The following is a 15,909-nucleotide window of genomic DNA, read 5'->3' as shown; positions in this document are numbered from 1 at the left end:
CCAGCTCAATCACCCAAAGTTGGTTGGGACGTCTATATATGTCACTTAAAATCAAAAAGTACTAAAAGGATTACGTTATGCTAAAGCTAATATTGGTTTTAAGTTTAGTATCTATTTCTATGATACTTTTATTTCCTAGAATACATCCTCCTATAGCCATGAGTGAGGAAGAGCAAGAAGCAAGAAGGGTAATTGACTCTGTCGAGATAGCTTCTGCTATATACAAAAAGCATTATGGGAAGTTTCCATCAAGCAATACAATACTCAACAAGCTTCATAAAACTGATGAAATACCGGGAGAGTGGAAGGGTCCCTACCTTGGCCAAAAAGTACCGAGTACAGACCCTTGGGATAATGCTTGGGTGTTTTTCCCAAGTGACAATTGCAAACATATTGAGAAGCTACAGTCTTTTTATTCTGTTGGGCCGAATGGAGTAGATGAATGCAAGAGTGGTGATGATATATTTAGTAGAGAGGAAGAAAGGAACAGCAGATAGTGTATCTTGTGATTCAATCGGCTTGCATTTCCACCTACAATAGTTCAGCGAATATATGGATAGGTGTCACTTAAAAAAAGAGCGCGAAAGCACTATATGGTAATTAAATGATTGATAAAATATTGGGCTTTGCTCTTTTGTTTATGCTTTTAGGTTCTTTCTTTAGTGTACTGGGGAATTTATTGGCTACTCTGATGAACCCTGTTGAATTAAAAGTCGTTGCTTGGAAGAGGTTGGGAGTCTCCCTATTAGTTCTCTTGGTGACTTTTATAATTGCTTATCACTTTGGTTATTTTATCGATAAATACGAATGGAAAAACTAGCGAGTTGCGGCGTGTACGAGCAACAATAAATAAACCGCATGTGGCACCCACTCAATTGAACAAGATACACCGGCTGGTGATTTTCCGAACGCTTGGCGAAGGCGGGGTCACCCCGCCATTATCCTATAAAGATGCACAAAAGGTACGCTGCCTACCTGTAGGCAAAACTCATTGGACCGTTATGTAAAAGCCTCACATCCGCAGGCTTTTTTTTGAGTTCAATTACCTACAGTCAGGCTATTTAAAATCAAATTAACAGGCATCAATTCTCATACATGGCATTCACCATACAAGTGGTCTCATCTATCTGCAATGAAACACTTTTACCTTTCGCTTTGGCGGACAATAGTAATGAAAATTCCTCGTTAAACGAGGTTCTATTTCTATTCAGGCAAAACCGATTAGGCCAGGTTGGATAGCATGTACATTCGGTCTTTGTTGAGCCTTCCATACCAATCGATATTGTTTTGCCATCATAGCCTATTGCTATCATTTCAATCTTGCCACTGTGCCAGTCAGCGTAAGCAAAACATGGCAAAAGTAGGAATAAGTAAAACCATTTTTTCATGTATGGTGTCTCCTTAGGGCCACACAGTTATAGATAATTAATTTTAGTCTATATTATACTCAATTAAATGTTGGTAAGCCGCGATCTGAGCATCAATTTGGCCATAGTACCGGATAAAGAGTAACCAGTGAAGCATATGGAACAGATTGAGATTTTCGAGATCCCCAGCCCTTGCCGGGGTATTTGTGAGGTGAATAATCGGGGGTATTGCAAAGGGTGTTTTCGAAGTCGCGAAGAGCGCTTTCATTGGCATGCGCTGAGTGATCAGCAAAAGCGTAAGGTGATTGAGCTATGCGCGCAACGCCAAAAGCGTGTGATGGCCGCGAAGAAGCGTAGCGCAGAAGCCGAGCCGACGGACGCTCAACAGCAAGGGAATCAGGAAGACCTGTTTTAAATCTGGTATTTGGCTTTGAGCATAGCCACAGTGCCCTTTTTTGCCAAGTCATGTAATGCCTCTTCAAGGCGCGGGATTAGGGCTTTGTGCTTTATGTGTAAATAGTGATAAGTCTCAATGGTTAGCAGCGTATCAATTTTAAATGTCTCCAGATCCATATCTGCCAGATGCTCTCGCAAGTGAAAGTCAACCACCAACGCTGCCTGTACTTTTCCCTGGGTAACCAGATTGAGTTGAGTGATATTGTTTTTTACCTCTATTAGCTGGCCATTAAAAGGCGCGCTATCCAGATACTGGTTTGATACCAGGTAACCGCTTTGAATGACCAGCGAGTCGAGCTGCTCAAAGGTACAACTTAAACAGCGACTGAGTAACTGCAAGTTAAAAGTATACAAGGGAAAGCGTACCTGGAGTAAATTTGGGTAGGCCTGAGTCACGCCATGGATCCGCCCAAGTTGCCCGTCCAGGGCACCATTATTGGCAGCGATAAGGGCACTTTGGCGATTAAAATCAACGACCTCTAACTTATAACCCAGCTGCTGATAAGCGGTTTGCAATAACTCAATCACGTATCTCGCCTGAGGGGTGTCCGCTGGGCGATTAAAGTACAGTGTGCGGTTATCGGTTGCGACGCTGTGTGCGCTCAGGCAGCATAACAATAACAAACTAAAAATTCGCAATGGTTCTCCCTATAAAAATCGACCCACTTATTTTAGCTGTGGGGCTGCGGCACAAAGTAGCACGTCGGTAACATGCGTTGAGCGTGTACATGAACGGATACACCTTAGCGTAATTATGATACACTTTTTACAGAGATTGCTGTAACCAAATTTACTATGAGCTATAACCTGTGTAATTTATCGAGACAAGATAAATATCAAATTCAATTAGAGTACGAAGCGTCTTTTTGGGCTTATCAAATCAAACGCGGTAAGAATAGCCGTGAGGCCATTTATGATGCAATCAATCAGCGCCCCCTGTCAGAGCAGGCGATGTTGAAAGAAAAATTCGAGTTTTATCTGGGGCTGATGCTGGCATAGCCATGAAAGTAGTTGCTCAGGTATTACCGGCCATTCAAACACCCCTGGTGAATAAGTTTTATCAAGCCCACAAAGCCCGGGGAAAGGCGACGCGCCAGGATCAGAACTGGGTGCTTAAAGACCCTGATATTGTTGCAGCGTGCAGAGTGCAGCACGTTACAGGGCATTGTTTTTTGTCTACCGTATTGGTTGCACCTGAGCAACGAGGCAAGGGGTTTGCAAAAGTTCTTTTGCATGCCGTGTTGGGGCAACAACAGGCTCCTCTGTACACCTTTGCTTATCGTCATTTGAGTGGGTTTTACGCAGGTCTGGGCTTTGCGGCGATTGACCCATTGGCGCTGCCTCAGGGACTGGCAGACAAGTATCATACCTATGTTGCACAAGGTCGGCAGATCTTGGCAATGCAATGTATTAACCCTGAGTAGAATCGACTATGTTGCGAATAATCCTCAGCTTTATCCTCGTTGTGTTCTCTTCTCTATCTTTGGCGCAGGTATCTCGTTTGTCTCCAGCAGAGGGCCTGTCGCAAAGCTATGTAAATACGCTATTAGTTGATGATAATGGGTACCTTTGGTTGGCAACCGAAGGCGGCCTTAATCGTTATGATGGGTATCAGGTGCTAGAGGTTGGGGGGCCAAATCAGGACCTGAACAAAATGCAGATCGACCGCATTTATCAGGACGAAAATGGCATCATCTGGATAGCGTCGGGGCGCGCAGGCTTGTTTAGTTATGACCCCGAGAAAGATAGCTATCGTCGTTACACATCAGCACCGGAATCGGAAGAAGATTACTTTAAAAACAGTGTATTTCAAATGCTCAGCAAGAGTAAGCATGAGCTTTGGCTGGGCAGAGCACAAAATGTCGCGGTGATGGATACGCGTACAGGGAGCATCACTCAGGAGATAGTTTTGCCTGTTGAAGATCGTCAAATGGCAGTGCGCGGCTTACTCAAACATGGCAACCTATTGTTCATAGCGTCCGCTGAACGCCTGTTTGTGTATAACACCGATACCGAGCAGTTGCGTGCCATTACCCACCGCGATCAGATCACTCACCCTTTTCAGACCAATACCAAATCAATGTATCTGCTCGATGACGACACCTTGATTTTAGGGGCTGTAATTGGCATGTATCAGTTGGATATCAGTGCATTACGCCGTGACTTTGACGCCGAAGTGCCTTACCAAACCTTGATTGAAGAGCTCAATATTTGGCAAATTGAGCGTAATGGTACGCAGTTGTTACTGGGGACAGATCATGGTCTGATGCACTATGACATCGCCACTGGTGCAGTTCATCGTGATACAAGACTGGCCAGCAGCCATTATGCGGTTTCAGACAGCAGTGTTATTTACTTCATTCGGGATGATTTTGGTGGCATTTGGATCGCGACCAAAAAAGACGGCGCTTTTTACTTACCAGCCGAGTCGCAGGGGTTTGATAATGTACACCCGGGATCTGTACAAGGGCGCTTTTCGAAAGGCACGGTATGGGGCCTGGTCGAATACGATGGCTTTATCTGGGCTGGGACACGAGATGGACTGACCCGCTACGACCCACAAACCCGAACTTCCGAACAGTATTTAGCAGGTTTTTTGGGGGATGGTTTTTATCCCGAGTTTACTATCTTTGGCTTACTGAACTATCAGGACAAGCTATGGCTGAGCAGTAACCGTGGGCTGTTTATTTTCGAGCCTGAATCTGAGCAAATTTATCGGCCTCAGGCACAGGATGACACTGCCACAGGCGTGTTGTCCGGATTTGTCAAAGGGGCAGTGATTGTAGGGGATGGTCAGCTTTATCTGGTTGATGAAAAAACCGGGTTTTATGTGTTTGATATCAATGCTGGCACGCTCTCGAAATTGGGCGAAGAATTCGACCGGTTTGATCCTTTTCTGAGCTATGGTTTTTACAAGCCATTGAGTACACATCCTCAGGACCCAGTTTTTTACAGTGAAGGACGGTTGTTCCGGTATGACACGCAGGCACACCAGCTGGTAGAGATATACCAGGTGCCTAAAGCACATAAGCAAAGCGCGGTCGATTTGCTGAGCTATACCATAGATAAGCATAATGTGCTGTGGTTGTCGTTTGCCAGGCATGGTCTGGTGAGGCTTACCGCAGATGGTTACGAGTTGTTGCCTATGCCCAATGAGCAGCATACTGTCACCAATAATATCTTGTATGAAATGGTACAAGATGATGTCGGCATGATCTGGATGTCGTCTCACCAGGGGATCTGGCGGCTGGACCCGGATAACTTTCATCTGCAGGGCTTTACTACGGCTGATGGCCTGATGAGCAATGAGTTTAACGGCGGGGCGTCAGTCAAGCTGTCGGATGGTCGCATTGGTTATGGCTCGTTACAGGGCTTTACGCTATTCGACCCCAAGGCGCATCGCCCGGCTAAATCCTTGCTAAATCGTGTCAATATCACTGATGTTGATCTGATGTCTCGGGATCTTCTGCCATCCGGGCTCAAGTCCTTTTCTTACATCGAACTGAATCATGATGATATTGGGCTGGAAGTGTCGTTTTCGGCCATGGCGTTTACGCTGCAAGAGCGTATCGTTTATGAATATCAGCTCTCGGGTGAGCAGCGCATTCTGAGCCGTAATAGTAACCGGGTGGTTTTTCCTAAATTAAGCCCCGGCAATTATCGCCTCAAAGTGTGGGCGAAGGATCCCCTGACGGGAGATTATACCCCACCTGCTCAATTAGAGATTGTGGTGCATTACCCTATCTGGCGTGCGCCCTGGGCACTGTTTTGCTATGTCTTGCTGGCCGCCGCTTTATTTGCTTTTTGGGTGCACCGGAAAAATAAAGTAGCGGGTATGATCCTGGCTGCCCACCGTGAAACACAAAACAGTGAAACGCGCCTGAAGATGGCTCTGGAGGGCAGTAATTCGGGTGTCTGGGATTGGCAGTCTGGAAGCCAGTTTGTTTACCAGCCGCGGCTCGTGAGCGACCTGGGTTACAGCAATGAGAGCCTGGTATTGGATGAATATTTAGAGTTGATCCACCCACAGGATCGTGCCCTGTTCAGGATTGAGTGGCTGGAGTTTGTTTCAACCGAAAAAGGTTTTATTGACTGTACTTATCGTTTACGTCATGTCAATGGTCAATGGCGTTGGTACAAGGACTACGGCAAAGTAATGGCGTGGCAGGATGGGGTGCCTGTGCAGGTTGCCGGGACGTATACCAACCTGACCCGGGAGCGGGTGTTCGAAGAGCGGGCAACTCTGTTTGGTGCGGCGTTTGAGCAAACTCGTGACTGGGTCATGATCTTTGACAAGCATTTGCGCATTCTTGCTTGCAACAAAGCACTGCAAAGTGCCTTCTCTGTTAGTGCCGCGCCTTCATCCAGTACCAGCGTCACTTTGGGTCTGGAGCGCGATGTCAGGATGAAGTATCTGCGTGCGATCAGCAAACTAAAAGTCGATGACTTATATGTTGCCGAAGAAACTTTGCGACTGCCCAGCGGCGAAAAGCGTCAGGTACTGTTAAAAATCAGTGCGACGGAAGATAAGCATTATATTTTGGTGCTCACCGATATCACCAAGCAAAAGCGCACAGAGAAAGAACTCTATCAACTGGCTAACTATGATGCGTTGACTAAGCTGCCAAATAAAGTGTTATTCATGGATCGCGTACAGCATGCGATAGAGCAGGCGCATTTATCACGCCAACCTCTGGCGATTATCGCGATTAAGTTCAGTCGCTTGCAAAGGTTCGCGGATACCTATGGCAACGGCTTCCTTGCGTTGGTTACGCAAAAGCTCGCAACCAACTTGCAATGTTGTTTTCGAGAAGTTGATAGCCTGGCCATCGGTAACGAGCGGGATTTCTATATTCTGATGGAGCAGCTAACGGGCGTGGAACAGGTAATGCGGTATATTCATTGCCTGCTTGAGCGATTTGAAAAAGGGTTTGAGATTGAGCAGCAACAGGTGCATGTGAAAGCGAAGCTGGGAATTGCAATGTTCCCGGATGATGCCAGTGACGCTTTTGACCTCAATCAGGCCGCTGAGACAGCTCTCAACCATGCCAGGCAGTCCCTGGTGACAGATTATCAATTCTATCACAGTGAGATCAATGAGCAGGTTCAGCGTGCTCTGGCTATTGAACAGGCGCTGTTAAAAGCTTATCAGGAAGAAGCGTTTCGTAATCATTATCAGCCCATTATCAATGCGAGCCATATGTCGGTAGAAGGTTTTGAAGTCTTGCTGCGCTGGCCACAAACGCCCAGTTATAGCATCGAGGAGCTCGCCCATACCGCAGAGCAGACGGGGATCATTACCCGGGTTATGTTGCAAACACTGGAAAGGGCACTGGTCGACCTGAAAGAGTGGCACACAACCCATCCCGATCTGTATATCTCGGTTAACTTATCGGCACTGGATTTTCAGTACGAAGAATTACTGGTCCGGATCACCGATATTCTGGCACGTAATGGTGTGGATGGTCGCCATCTGGTATTCGAAATCACCGAGTCAGTGATGATGGCAGATGCCGAGCAGGCAATTGTGCGTATGCATGAGCTCAGGGCGCTGGGCTGCCGACTTTATATGGATGACTTTGGGACTGGCTATTCATCACTGACATACCTTAAACAATATCCAGTCGATGCGCTTAAAATTGATCGCAGTTTTGTCAGCGACATTGGCTGTGACAAGGAACACGAAGTGATCATTCACTCCACCTTATCGCTTGCACACAGTCTGGGTAAGTATTGTGTTGCTGAAGGCGTAGAGCAAATGGAGCAGCTGTCTTTTTTGAGAATGCTTGGGTGCGAACGCTTCCAGGGCTATTTGTTCAGTAAAGCGCTGCCTGCGAGCGAAGCTGGTGCACTACTAAGGCGTAACTGGCATCAGGTATTTGCGCGCGCCAGCTAGTGACAGGCCTGCGTGATGCAGGCCTTTTTTTTGCTATAGCTTGCCGCCACAATGACGACAATAGTGGTTGTGTACGCGCTGGCTGGTCATCATTTTTATGGCCTGATTAGCTTCCGTTGCACTGAGCCCCAGTTCAATTCTGAGGGCTTCGAGGTGTTCTTTTTCCTGCTCATCGACGACCCCATCGCTCAGTGAGTGCAGCACGGCTTCATTGAAGGCATCGCGACGTTTTCTCAGTTGATCGGCAAAGCTGGACGCCAACAGACCCGTAGGGATAGCGACCATCCCCATACTCAGTAAGGTGATCACCCCGCCAAAAAATCGCCCCAAAGGCGTGATGGGCACAACATCACCGTATCCTACCGTGGTTAGTGTGGCCATTGCCCACCACATGGCGGCCGGTATCGAGCCAAATTTATCGGGCTGCACGTCATGTTCAATGAGATAGATGCCACACGACGCCACAATCAACACCAGCGACATAATAAAGAAAGCCGCCAGCAATGAACTGCTCTCTTCTCTGAATGCTGCTAACAATAGCTGCATTGCGCGCGAGTAGCGGGTCAGTTTGAAGATACGCAGCAAACGGAATACCCGTAAAAAACGCAGGTCAAAGGTGAAGAACACCATGAGTAACGTGGGGAGAATAGCTAGTAAATCGATAATGGCCAGTGGCGAGAACACGTAACGCATACGTTTTTTCGTGTTGTTACCTGGCGTATGTTTAAATTCCAGTTTATCAACGCAGCACCACAGCCTGAGCAGATATTCAATGGTGAAAATCGCCACCGACGTGACTTCGATGAAAAAGAACAGCCTGTGATAACGCGTAGCAAGCGCTGGCACAGACTCCAGTACTATGGCGATGACGTTGATAATGATGAGCGAGATCAGAAATACATCAATGGCATGTCCGGCTTTCCTGAATCGCCCGCTGGCTTCCAGTAGCCCGGCGGTTTTTTGTCTGAGTGTCAGATCCATAGTTATCTTGTTAACCTTGCTATTAAGGGTTGTGCCGCGTTATTGTGCTGTGAGTGGCATTTTCATCACCACAGTGCCTTCTTCAAAGTCTCGGGTCACCGTGAATCCGAGCTTTTTCGCCAGCCCTATCATGCCGGTGTTTTCTGGTAAGGTGATCCCTTCAATACACCCGACGCGTTGACGTTTACAGTAGTCGATAGCTGCTTCCATCAGTAGTTTGCCCAGGCCAAGGCCCTGGCAATCTGAACGCACGACCACAGCAAATTCGGCGAGTAAATTGTCTGGGTCCATCAACACCCGTGAAACACCCAGTGTCCGTTGTGCACTTTTATAGGGCTCGGTAATGATAAATGCCATTTCGCGGTCATAATCGATTTGCGTCATTTTAGCCAATTGCTCATGAGTAAACTGTGGCAATTCTCCGAAAAAGCGTCGGTATCTGTCTTCTTTACTCAGAGACTGGTCAAATTCCTGATGGTTGCGTTCATCCTCGGGGCGGATTGGCCTTAGCTGTGCCTGGGTGCCATTCTTCAGGGTAACCGATCGCTCCCATTCTTTTGGATAGGGTTTAATGGCTAATCGCTTGCGTCCCGGGAGCGGCTCGTAGCGTTGTAAAGCAATATTGGCATCGAGGATCAAAAAGTGCCCATCGGTCGCCAAAATGGGATTCAATTCTACAGCCTGAATGTCTGGCTGATCCACCACTAACTGGGAGACGCGGGTGAGCAGCGCGCAGAGACGATACTTATCTACTTTCTCCGGTAACAGGCGCTCTTTCAGGACACCTTTATCATACGCTGCGGCTATCAGGTATTTAGCCAGGTTCATGTTTAATGGGGGTAGGGCAACGGCCGCCTGATTGAAGTTAAATCCGGTGCCAGCTTCACCAAGTAATATAACCGGTCCTACATCGGGCTCGGTTTTGACTGCAATACGTAATTCCTGACTGCCTGCCCTGGGCGCCATTTTTTGCAAAGAGAACCCTTCAATAATAGCGTCTGGGTAGGCTTGTTTGATACGCAGGAGTATAGCAAAAGCACTTTGTTCTACTTCATCGCCATCATTTAGGTTGAGCACCACGCCGCCGACCTCAGATTTTGACGGGATAGACGGGCTGATCAATTTGAGTGCGACAGGAAAACCGAGTATCTGTGCCTGCTCTTTGGCTTCACTGGGAGTCAGTGCTATGTCGGTATCTATGCATTCCATGCCGTAATGGCAGAGGATCTGGCTGGCCTGGTGGGTCGATAATTGCGTGAGTGATTGATCAAGATAGCTGTCAATCTGCGCTTTTGCACTGTGGCTGTGGATCAGTTCATCCTGACTGATGGATTCCGGGGTTTGCGTTAGGTGCTTCTGGTTACGCCGGTAGCTGATCAGGTGCATAAAAGCCCCGACGGCGCCCTCTGGTGTGCGGTACGTCGGAATGCTGTGCTCGGCGCAGACATCACGGGCCTCCCAGGCAGCTTCCTCTCCCATAAAGTTGGTCATTACAAAGGGGCGAGCCATTTTAGGTAACGTACTCAGGGTTTGCGCTATGATCTGGGCATACGCTTCACTGGGGGCCAGGGCAGATGGCGTATGAATGATGAGTAAGTTCTTCACTTCTTCCGCTTTGAGTAAAATCTCCAGTGCCTGCTGATAGCGGTGAGGCGCTGAGTCGCCGAAAATATCAACCGGGTTTGCAGTGTGATTTGACTGTGGGATCACGGCATTGAGTGCAGCGATGGTTTTGTCACTGAGCTCGGCGAGTTTGCCGCTGCGTTGTAACAAGGTATCTACGGCCATAATACCTGGGCCACCGCCATTGGTGAGTATAGTGAGGTGCTCAACTTGTAATAGCTTAGGGTGCAGCGCCAGCGTTTGTGTAGCTGCAAATAGTTCTCGCAGATCGGTAACCCTGAGCATACCTGCGCGCTGGAACATGGCATCGTACACTGCATCGTCTGAGGTTGACCCGCCTGTATGGATCACAGCGGCCTCAGCACCTGCCTGAGTACGGCCGGTTTTGATAGCTATGACGGGCTTACTAAATGCGGCAGCTCTTGCTGCGGAGATAAAGCGACGTACATCTTTGATGTTATCGATATACAGCAAAATTGCTTTCGTTTTGGCATCCCGACCGAATAGATCCAGTAATTCGTCGAAGTCGATATCCAAGCTGTCGCCCAGAGAGATAAAATAGGAAAACCCGATGCGTTTGCTTTTTGCCCAGTCCAGTATGGTGGAGCAGACCGCGGCAGATTGGGAGATAAAGGCCAGTTTGCCTGCATCAGCGGTGGTATGAGAAAAACTGGCGTTTAGCCCCAGGTGAGGGAGTAGCATACCCAGGCTGTTGGAGCCTAGCAGTGTGATTTGCTTGTCTCTGGCAAGAGTCTGTAAGCGTTGTTTTTGCTCGTTGTCGAGCCCCGCTGCCACAACAATGGCATTTTTACACCCGCGCTCCGATAGCTCGGTTAAAATCTGTATTAGTGTCGCCTTATTGGTGCAGATAACGGCCAGATCAGGTACCTGAGGGAGATCGGCAATGGTTGGGTAGGCCAATACCCCCTGAACGGCTGCGTATTTTGGTGTAACAGGCATAATGGGGCCCTTAAACCCGCCGTGTAGCAGATTGCGCATCACCACGTTCCCGGCTCGGCCCGTGTTGCTGGAGGCACCAATAACGGCCACCGAGCGGGGGTTAAAAAACTGGTTGATCCGCTTTATACTCATACTAACTCCTTGACTTGCCGAACTAAGGGCGGGTAACAGCTAAATACTAATCGCTTTAGCGGCAGGTTGCGAGTCAAAGCAGGAGTTGTTTTGATCTCAGTACAGTTTGTTGGCACACAGTGTGGTGTAAATACACTTGATTTGCTGGATTGCGGGTGGGCTAACAGCTAGCTATTAATCGTCTCATCGCTTTAGCTGCAGGTTGCGAGTCAAAGCCGGAGTTGTTTTGATCTCAGTACAGTTTGTTGGCACACAGTGTGGTGTAAATACACTTGATTTGCTGGATTGCGGGTGGGGTAACAGCTAGCTATTAATCGTCTCATCGCTTTAGCGGCAGGTTGCGAGTCAAAGCCGGGGTTGTTTTGATCTCAGTACAGTTTGCTGGTGCACAGTGTTGGGCAAACATACATTGTTAAGCTTGTGTGGTCAGCGTTTTTTATTCAGCCACTTGCCCATAGCAGCATCATAAGCATCCGAGATAGCTGTTTTGTCGCAGGTGCTGCTTGCGGTAAGCCAGTTTTTAGCAAACCCTTCAGGTGGTGGGTTGTTTGGGTCACCCTGAACCTCTTTGTAACACCGGTCTCCTTCTCGATATTCCGTGAAAATGTGGTTTTTCGATTCAATCTGTCGCAGAGGTTGGTTCAAGGTTTGATGTGACTTAGGTACGCCGAGGCGTTTTGGCTGGGTATTACTGCGTGGTGTCTGACGTATCACAGGCTGATTTAGCATTTGCTGGCGCAGACGTGACAGGCCCAGAGCTGGATCGATACGTTTATAGGGTTTGTTGACATGTGCTTTGGTTTGTTGAACCTGTGGCTGAGGGTCAGTGTGAGTCGTGGGGGTAGTCTTGGTAGAGATGACATGTGATTCGGCCTGTTTTGTTTCGGGCACTGGCTGCACCGAGGCTATCTGCTGCTCAGATGCCTGTATGGGCTCAGTGGGTGGCTGTGATGGTTGCTCGGTATCCCTGGGGTCCTGTGTGCGTTCAGGCGGTGAGACGATCAAGTAGGTTTTAATGCTTGGTTGAGGCGCGCGGACAGGTGCCACAACTGTTTGTTGAGCCAGCAGCCATAGTAATATTGAGTGACAGGCAACGGAAATGACAATTGCACTGAGCCATGAACGCATCACTTTTCCTTAGTGTTTTGATTTTCTTATTTTGTTTTTCTATCCAAAACATACGTATGACTCAGGCTAAGGGTTAAAAGTTCAGTTGCATTAATTCTTTGGCAATGAGCTTGAGCAAGCGGGTTTCTCTGAGCAGAGATTGTCCTTGCTTATCGCTATTTGCCAGTACGGCTTCATTGTGGGCAATGGCTTCGGTGATCTCCACCCATTGTGGTTGCATACCATTGCTAACTTCATAATGCTCCATTTCTGGCTCATCAAATTCCCCGCAAATTTCACACTGATAGCAGTGCGAAACTATGTGTACATTGTCATAATCGGGCTTGTACCAGTGCTGATATTCTTCGTATATACCAAAGGGCGCGATGTTGGTTACAGAGCGGGCACCGGTTTCTTCTTTGACCTCGCGTACCAGCGCGTCTGTGAGAGACTCTCCTTCGTCAACCCCACCACCGGGTAAGGTGTAATCATCATAGCGCTGGGTGTAGAGCAACAAGATTTGCGATTGACGGGTAATAATGGCTCGTGTTGCAGGCCGGGTGAAACTGGTACCAGGTAAAGGCACAGCTGGGGCTGGATTAAGAACGCGCATGGCAGAGTCCCGAAAAAGCGCTGAGTCTACCACATTTCGATTCAGACAGCAGCGCCCGAGCGGAACCCCGTCGGGCGCGTATCTGTTAATAGGGCAATGGATACGCTTTTAGCACCGTATCAATTTCGGCCAACGCCTCTGGTGACAGAGTCAAATCAAAGGCTTTGATATTTTCCTTTAACTGCGTCATCGTTGTTGCGCCTATGATGGTAGACGTCACGCCATCGACCTGGTCGCACCAGGCCAGTGCGAGCTGAGATGCGGTGATGTTGTGCTCTTTGGCAATCTCGACGTAGGCCGCCGTGGCTTCTTGTGCAAACTGAGTGTCCCGGAATAAGCCGTTGCGTTGGATCAAGGTCCAGCGCGATCCCTCTGGTCGTGCACCTCCCAGGTACTTACCTGACAAAGCGCCTCCGGCAAGTGGCGACCAGGGCAGATAGGCGATGTCTTCATGGACACAGTTTTCTATGATGTAAGGCCAGTCTTTAGCATGTAACAGATTGAACTCATTCTGAATTGAAACCGGTCTTGGCAATTGGTGTTGATGCGCCAGTTGCAAGTAGGTGTTTATGCCCCAGGGTGTGTCATTGGACAGTCCCCAGTGACGAATTTTACCTGCGTCCATACACTGTTTGAGTACACCCAGTATCTCTAACATCTCTGTTTTGTGCTGCTCCGTTGATACATCACTGAAAGTGATCATGCCGGGCCAGTGTTTAGAGAAATGGGGGGAAGTCCGATTTGGCCAGTGTAGCTGGTATACATCAATGTAATCGGTATGCAGTCGCTTAAGGGAAGCATCGACAGCGGCGACAATGGCTTCGGCCGTGATGGGGGCACCGCCACGGATCCAGGCTAGCCCTGAACCGGCTATTTTAGTGGCGATGACCATATCCTGACGCTTTTCAGGGTGGCGACGTAACCAGTCCCCGATAATTTCCTCGGTCTTACCATAGGTTTCAGGTGACGGAGGAACGGCATACATCTCGGCAGTGTCGATAAAGTTAACACCCTGTGCAAGTGCATAATTGATTTGCTCATCGGCGTCATGCTGATTATTTTGCACGCCCCATGTCATGCTGCCCAGACAGACACGTGATACCTCTAAATTGGAATGACCCAGGTGGCTGTACTTCATAAATGCTCCTTGTGTTAAATAGGTCTGGCGGCTCAGTTTAGTTATGCACTGATACGCGGCCATTGTCTGACCAGTTTAGAGTATTTGGCCATAAAATACACTAAGCTGTCGGAAGTTGTCGTATATCGTTATTTTCCGCGTTATCTGGCTGATTTTGAATTATTTTTCTGTGGATATTGTCGGTTGCGGTAGTTATTATCGTGAGCCAAAGTGTGACCAAAACTGCGACCTTAATTGATGGTCACAGTTAAAGGCAAGACTATGAAATTCACAGACAAACAAATCCAATCTCTCAAACCCAGAGACAAACGCTATGTGCTGACAGAGAGTATAGGCGGTTATGGAGAAGGGCGCTTACAGATCCGAGTTCAAACAACCGGGACCAAAGCCTGGCGTGTTCAGTACCACTTTAACGACAAGCGAAAAACCATATCATTAGGTAATTATCCGAACATAGATTTAAAAACAGCAAGACAAAAGCACGCCGACATTTCCAGACAATTGCTTAATGGGGTAGATCCCCAATCAGTTAAAAAAGAAGAACAGAAAGAGCATGCAGCTAAAAGCGCTCAGCGAACTATGCTACAGCTATTAGAGGATTATCAGGAGTATTTAGTGCCGAGAGTGGTGCCGTCTACAATAAGGTCAACCAAATATATGATCGAAAAAGACTTTGTGCCATTTATACCGTCAGACATGACGCCACCAGAGTTAACCGTAGATGACGCAAGGGAATTACTTTACAGGATATACAATCGAGGTGCTCTGAAAAAAGCCAATTTTGCCCGTAGTGTATTGAAGAATGTTTTTAAGTTTGCTGTAGATTACGATAACTCACCAAGTCAGTATAAAGAGCCTGACATTTATGGGGTTAAAACCAATGTTGTCAGAGACATTAGTTTTGATGTGCCAAATATACCAGGGAAGCGGTGGCTTACCGAGCAAGAGGTGCGACAGGTATGGTATGCAGATGACCTACCGTTCAGAACGCACCTGTATTTAAAACTGGCCATTTGTATGGCTGGTCAGAGGATACAAGAGGTATACCACTCAAATGCAACAGAGTATGACATGAAGGAGCGGATACTAACGATTCCTGAAAGTCGGGTCAAAGTAAAAAACAGGGGCGATCACCTGGTGCCTATTGGGCCGTTGGCCATTCCTGTGATTGAACTACTGATTAAACACAGAGGCGCTTCAGGAAAGTTGTTTCCGCACAGGGATAAACCAGGCGAATCAGCCTGCATATCCAACCTAAGATTAGCGATAAGAAGTTGGTGCGACAGGCATCAAATTCCCAGGTTTACACCGCGTGACATTCGCCGAACGTGCAAAACGCTAATGGGCAAAGCTGAAATTAGCAAGACAACGCGGGATAAGCTGCAACAACACACGCAGTCAGATGTTTCGACGGTACACTATGACCGTTACGACTACATGCGCGAGAAACGCGAAGCAATGGAACAATGGCACGCATATTTAGAAAGGATACTCTGGTAACTACTTTACACTCAACATAGTAGATGCAATCTGGTTGTTTTTGAGTTTTCTAAACCAGTTAAGCTAATTAATTTAACTTAACTAGTTTAGGCAAATAGTTGCAGATAACGTGCTCGTATATTAGTATGATCTTACC

Annotated in this window: 14 protein-coding genes; 7 read left to right on the top strand and 7 right to left on the bottom strand. The window is 47.8% G+C overall.

Annotated elements, in window-relative coordinates:
- The first annotated feature begins 77 nt into the window (after positions 1-77).
- Both CWC22_RS14935 and CWC22_RS14930 read left to right on the top strand, forming a co-directional pair.
- On the top strand, positions 78-497 hold the full coding sequence (locus tag CWC22_RS14935) for a type II secretion system protein GspG (RefSeq protein WP_138538670.1): 420 nt from the start codon (positions 78-80) through the stop codon (positions 495-497).
- A 107-nt stretch (positions 498-604) separates the two neighbouring features.
- Complete coding sequence (locus tag CWC22_RS14930) at positions 605-820, top strand: hypothetical protein (protein WP_138538669.1); 216 nt, start codon at positions 605-607, stop codon at positions 818-820.
- Between the two features lie 262 nt (positions 821-1,082).
- Here CWC22_RS14930 and CWC22_RS14925 read toward each other — a convergent pair whose 3' ends face one another.
- Positions 1,083-1,388 (bottom strand): hypothetical protein, encoded by a 306-nt coding sequence (locus CWC22_RS14925; RefSeq protein WP_138538668.1) that lies wholly within the window; start codon positions 1,386-1,388, stop codon positions 1,083-1,085.
- A gap of 136 nt (positions 1,389-1,524) precedes the next feature.
- Here CWC22_RS14925 and CWC22_RS14920 point away from each other — a divergent pair, with 136 nt between their 5' ends.
- Complete coding sequence (locus tag CWC22_RS14920) at positions 1,525-1,782, top strand: DUF1289 domain-containing protein (protein WP_138538680.1); 258 nt, start codon at positions 1,525-1,527, stop codon at positions 1,780-1,782.
- Here CWC22_RS14920 and CWC22_RS14915 read toward each other — a convergent pair.
- Complete coding sequence (locus tag CWC22_RS14915; RefSeq protein WP_138538667.1) at positions 1,779-2,462, bottom strand: substrate-binding periplasmic protein; 684 nt, start codon at positions 2,460-2,462, stop codon at positions 1,779-1,781. The two genes, CWC22_RS14920 and CWC22_RS14915, sit on opposite strands and share 4 nt — an antisense overlap.
- 156 nt (positions 2,463-2,618) lie before the next feature.
- Here CWC22_RS14915 and CWC22_RS14910 point away from each other — a divergent pair, with 156 nt between their 5' ends.
- Genes CWC22_RS14910 through CWC22_RS14900 form a run of 3 tightly spaced genes read left to right on the top strand, consistent with a single transcriptional unit; the run spans position 2,619 to position 7,719 of the window.
- A complete protein-coding gene (locus CWC22_RS14910) occupies positions 2,619-2,822 on the top strand; it encodes a DUF3283 family protein (RefSeq protein ID WP_010387258.1) in 204 nt (67 codons plus the stop codon).
- Between the two features lie 2 nt (positions 2,823-2,824).
- Positions 2,825-3,247 (top strand): GNAT family N-acetyltransferase, encoded by a 423-nt coding sequence (locus CWC22_RS14905; RefSeq protein WP_138538666.1) that lies wholly within the window; start codon positions 2,825-2,827, stop codon positions 3,245-3,247.
- 8 nt (positions 3,248-3,255) lie between these two features.
- Positions 3,256-7,719, top strand: coding sequence for an EAL domain-containing protein (locus CWC22_RS14900; protein ID WP_138538665.1), 4,464 nt, complete (start codon positions 3,256-3,258; stop codon positions 7,717-7,719).
- Positions 7,720-7,752: 33 nt separating this feature from the next.
- On the opposite strand, the gene CWC22_RS14895 is transcribed toward CWC22_RS14900, so the two are convergent.
- The 5 genes from CWC22_RS14895 to CWC22_RS14875 all read right to left on the bottom strand — a co-directional run bounded on the left by CWC22_RS14895 (position 7,753) and on the right by CWC22_RS14875 (position 14,273).
- Entirely contained in the window at positions 7,753-8,700 is a 948-nt protein-coding gene (locus tag CWC22_RS14895) for an ion transporter (RefSeq protein WP_125563583.1), read from the bottom strand.
- 39 nt (positions 8,701-8,739) lie between these two features.
- Complete coding sequence (locus tag CWC22_RS14890) at positions 8,740-11,415, bottom strand: bifunctional acetate--CoA ligase family protein/GNAT family N-acetyltransferase (RefSeq protein WP_138538664.1); 2,676 nt, start codon at positions 11,413-11,415, stop codon at positions 8,740-8,742.
- Positions 11,416-11,841: 426 nt separating this feature from the next.
- Positions 11,842-12,543, bottom strand: coding sequence for a hypothetical protein (locus tag CWC22_RS14885; protein ID WP_125563579.1), 702 nt, complete (start codon positions 12,541-12,543; stop codon positions 11,842-11,844).
- A 73-nt stretch (positions 12,544-12,616) separates the two neighbouring features.
- Entirely contained in the window at positions 12,617-13,135 is a 519-nt protein-coding gene (locus tag CWC22_RS14880; protein ID WP_125563577.1) for an NUDIX hydrolase, read from the bottom strand.
- A gap of 85 nt (positions 13,136-13,220) precedes the next feature.
- On the bottom strand, positions 13,221-14,273 hold the full coding sequence (locus CWC22_RS14875; protein WP_138538663.1) for an aldo/keto reductase: 1,053 nt from the start codon (positions 14,271-14,273) through the stop codon (positions 13,221-13,223).
- Between the two features lie 261 nt (positions 14,274-14,534).
- Between CWC22_RS14875 and CWC22_RS14870 the strand changes: the two genes are divergently transcribed.
- Positions 14,535-15,773 (top strand): tyrosine-type recombinase/integrase, encoded by a 1,239-nt coding sequence (locus tag CWC22_RS14870; RefSeq protein ID WP_138538662.1) that lies wholly within the window; start codon positions 14,535-14,537, stop codon positions 15,771-15,773.
- The last annotated feature ends 136 nt before the right edge of the window (positions 15,774-15,909 follow it).

Origin of the sequence: Pseudoalteromonas rubra, assembly GCF_005886805.2 — a bacterium.
Classification (GTDB): domain Bacteria; phylum Pseudomonadota; class Gammaproteobacteria; order Enterobacterales; family Alteromonadaceae; genus Pseudoalteromonas; species Pseudoalteromonas rubra_D.
The sequence above is the reverse complement of the archived record's forward strand: the minus strand, read 5'-3'. Positions and strand labels throughout refer to the sequence as shown.

Excerpts from the sequence above, each read along its gene's own strand:
- CWC22_RS14895 (WP_125563583.1), bottom strand. The coding sequence starts at position 8,700 with ATGGATCTGACACTCAGACAAAAAACCGCCGGGCTACTGGAAGCCAGC.
- CWC22_RS14890 (WP_138538664.1), bottom strand. The coding sequence starts at position 11,415 with ATGAGTATAAAGCGGATCAACCAGTTTTTTAACCCCCGCTCGGTGGCC.
- CWC22_RS14870 (WP_138538662.1), top strand. The coding sequence starts at position 14,535 with ATGAAATTCACAGACAAACAAATCCAATCTCTCAAACCCAGAGACAAA.
- CWC22_RS14900 (WP_138538665.1), top strand. The coding sequence starts at position 3,256 with ATGTTGCGAATAATCCTCAGCTTTATCCTCGTTGTGTTCTCTTCTCTA.
- CWC22_RS14925 (WP_138538668.1), bottom strand. The coding sequence starts at position 1,388 with ATGAAAAAATGGTTTTACTTATTCCTACTTTTGCCATGTTTTGCTTAC.
- CWC22_RS14880 (WP_125563577.1), bottom strand. The coding sequence starts at position 13,135 with ATGCGCGTTCTTAATCCAGCCCCAGCTGTGCCTTTACCTGGTACCAGT.
- CWC22_RS14885 (WP_125563579.1), bottom strand. The coding sequence starts at position 12,543 with ATGCGTTCATGGCTCAGTGCAATTGTCATTTCCGTTGCCTGTCACTCA.
- CWC22_RS14930 (WP_138538669.1), top strand. The coding sequence starts at position 605 with ATGATTGATAAAATATTGGGCTTTGCTCTTTTGTTTATGCTTTTAGGT.
- CWC22_RS14905 (WP_138538666.1), top strand. The coding sequence starts at position 2,825 with ATGAAAGTAGTTGCTCAGGTATTACCGGCCATTCAAACACCCCTGGTG.
- CWC22_RS14920 (WP_138538680.1), top strand. The coding sequence starts at position 1,525 with ATGGAACAGATTGAGATTTTCGAGATCCCCAGCCCTTGCCGGGGTATT.
- CWC22_RS14910 (WP_010387258.1), top strand. The coding sequence starts at position 2,619 with ATGAGCTATAACCTGTGTAATTTATCGAGACAAGATAAATATCAAATT.
- CWC22_RS14875 (WP_138538663.1), bottom strand. The coding sequence starts at position 14,273 with ATGAAGTACAGCCACCTGGGTCATTCCAATTTAGAGGTATCACGTGTC.
- CWC22_RS14935 (WP_138538670.1), top strand. The coding sequence starts at position 78 with ATGCTAAAGCTAATATTGGTTTTAAGTTTAGTATCTATTTCTATGATA.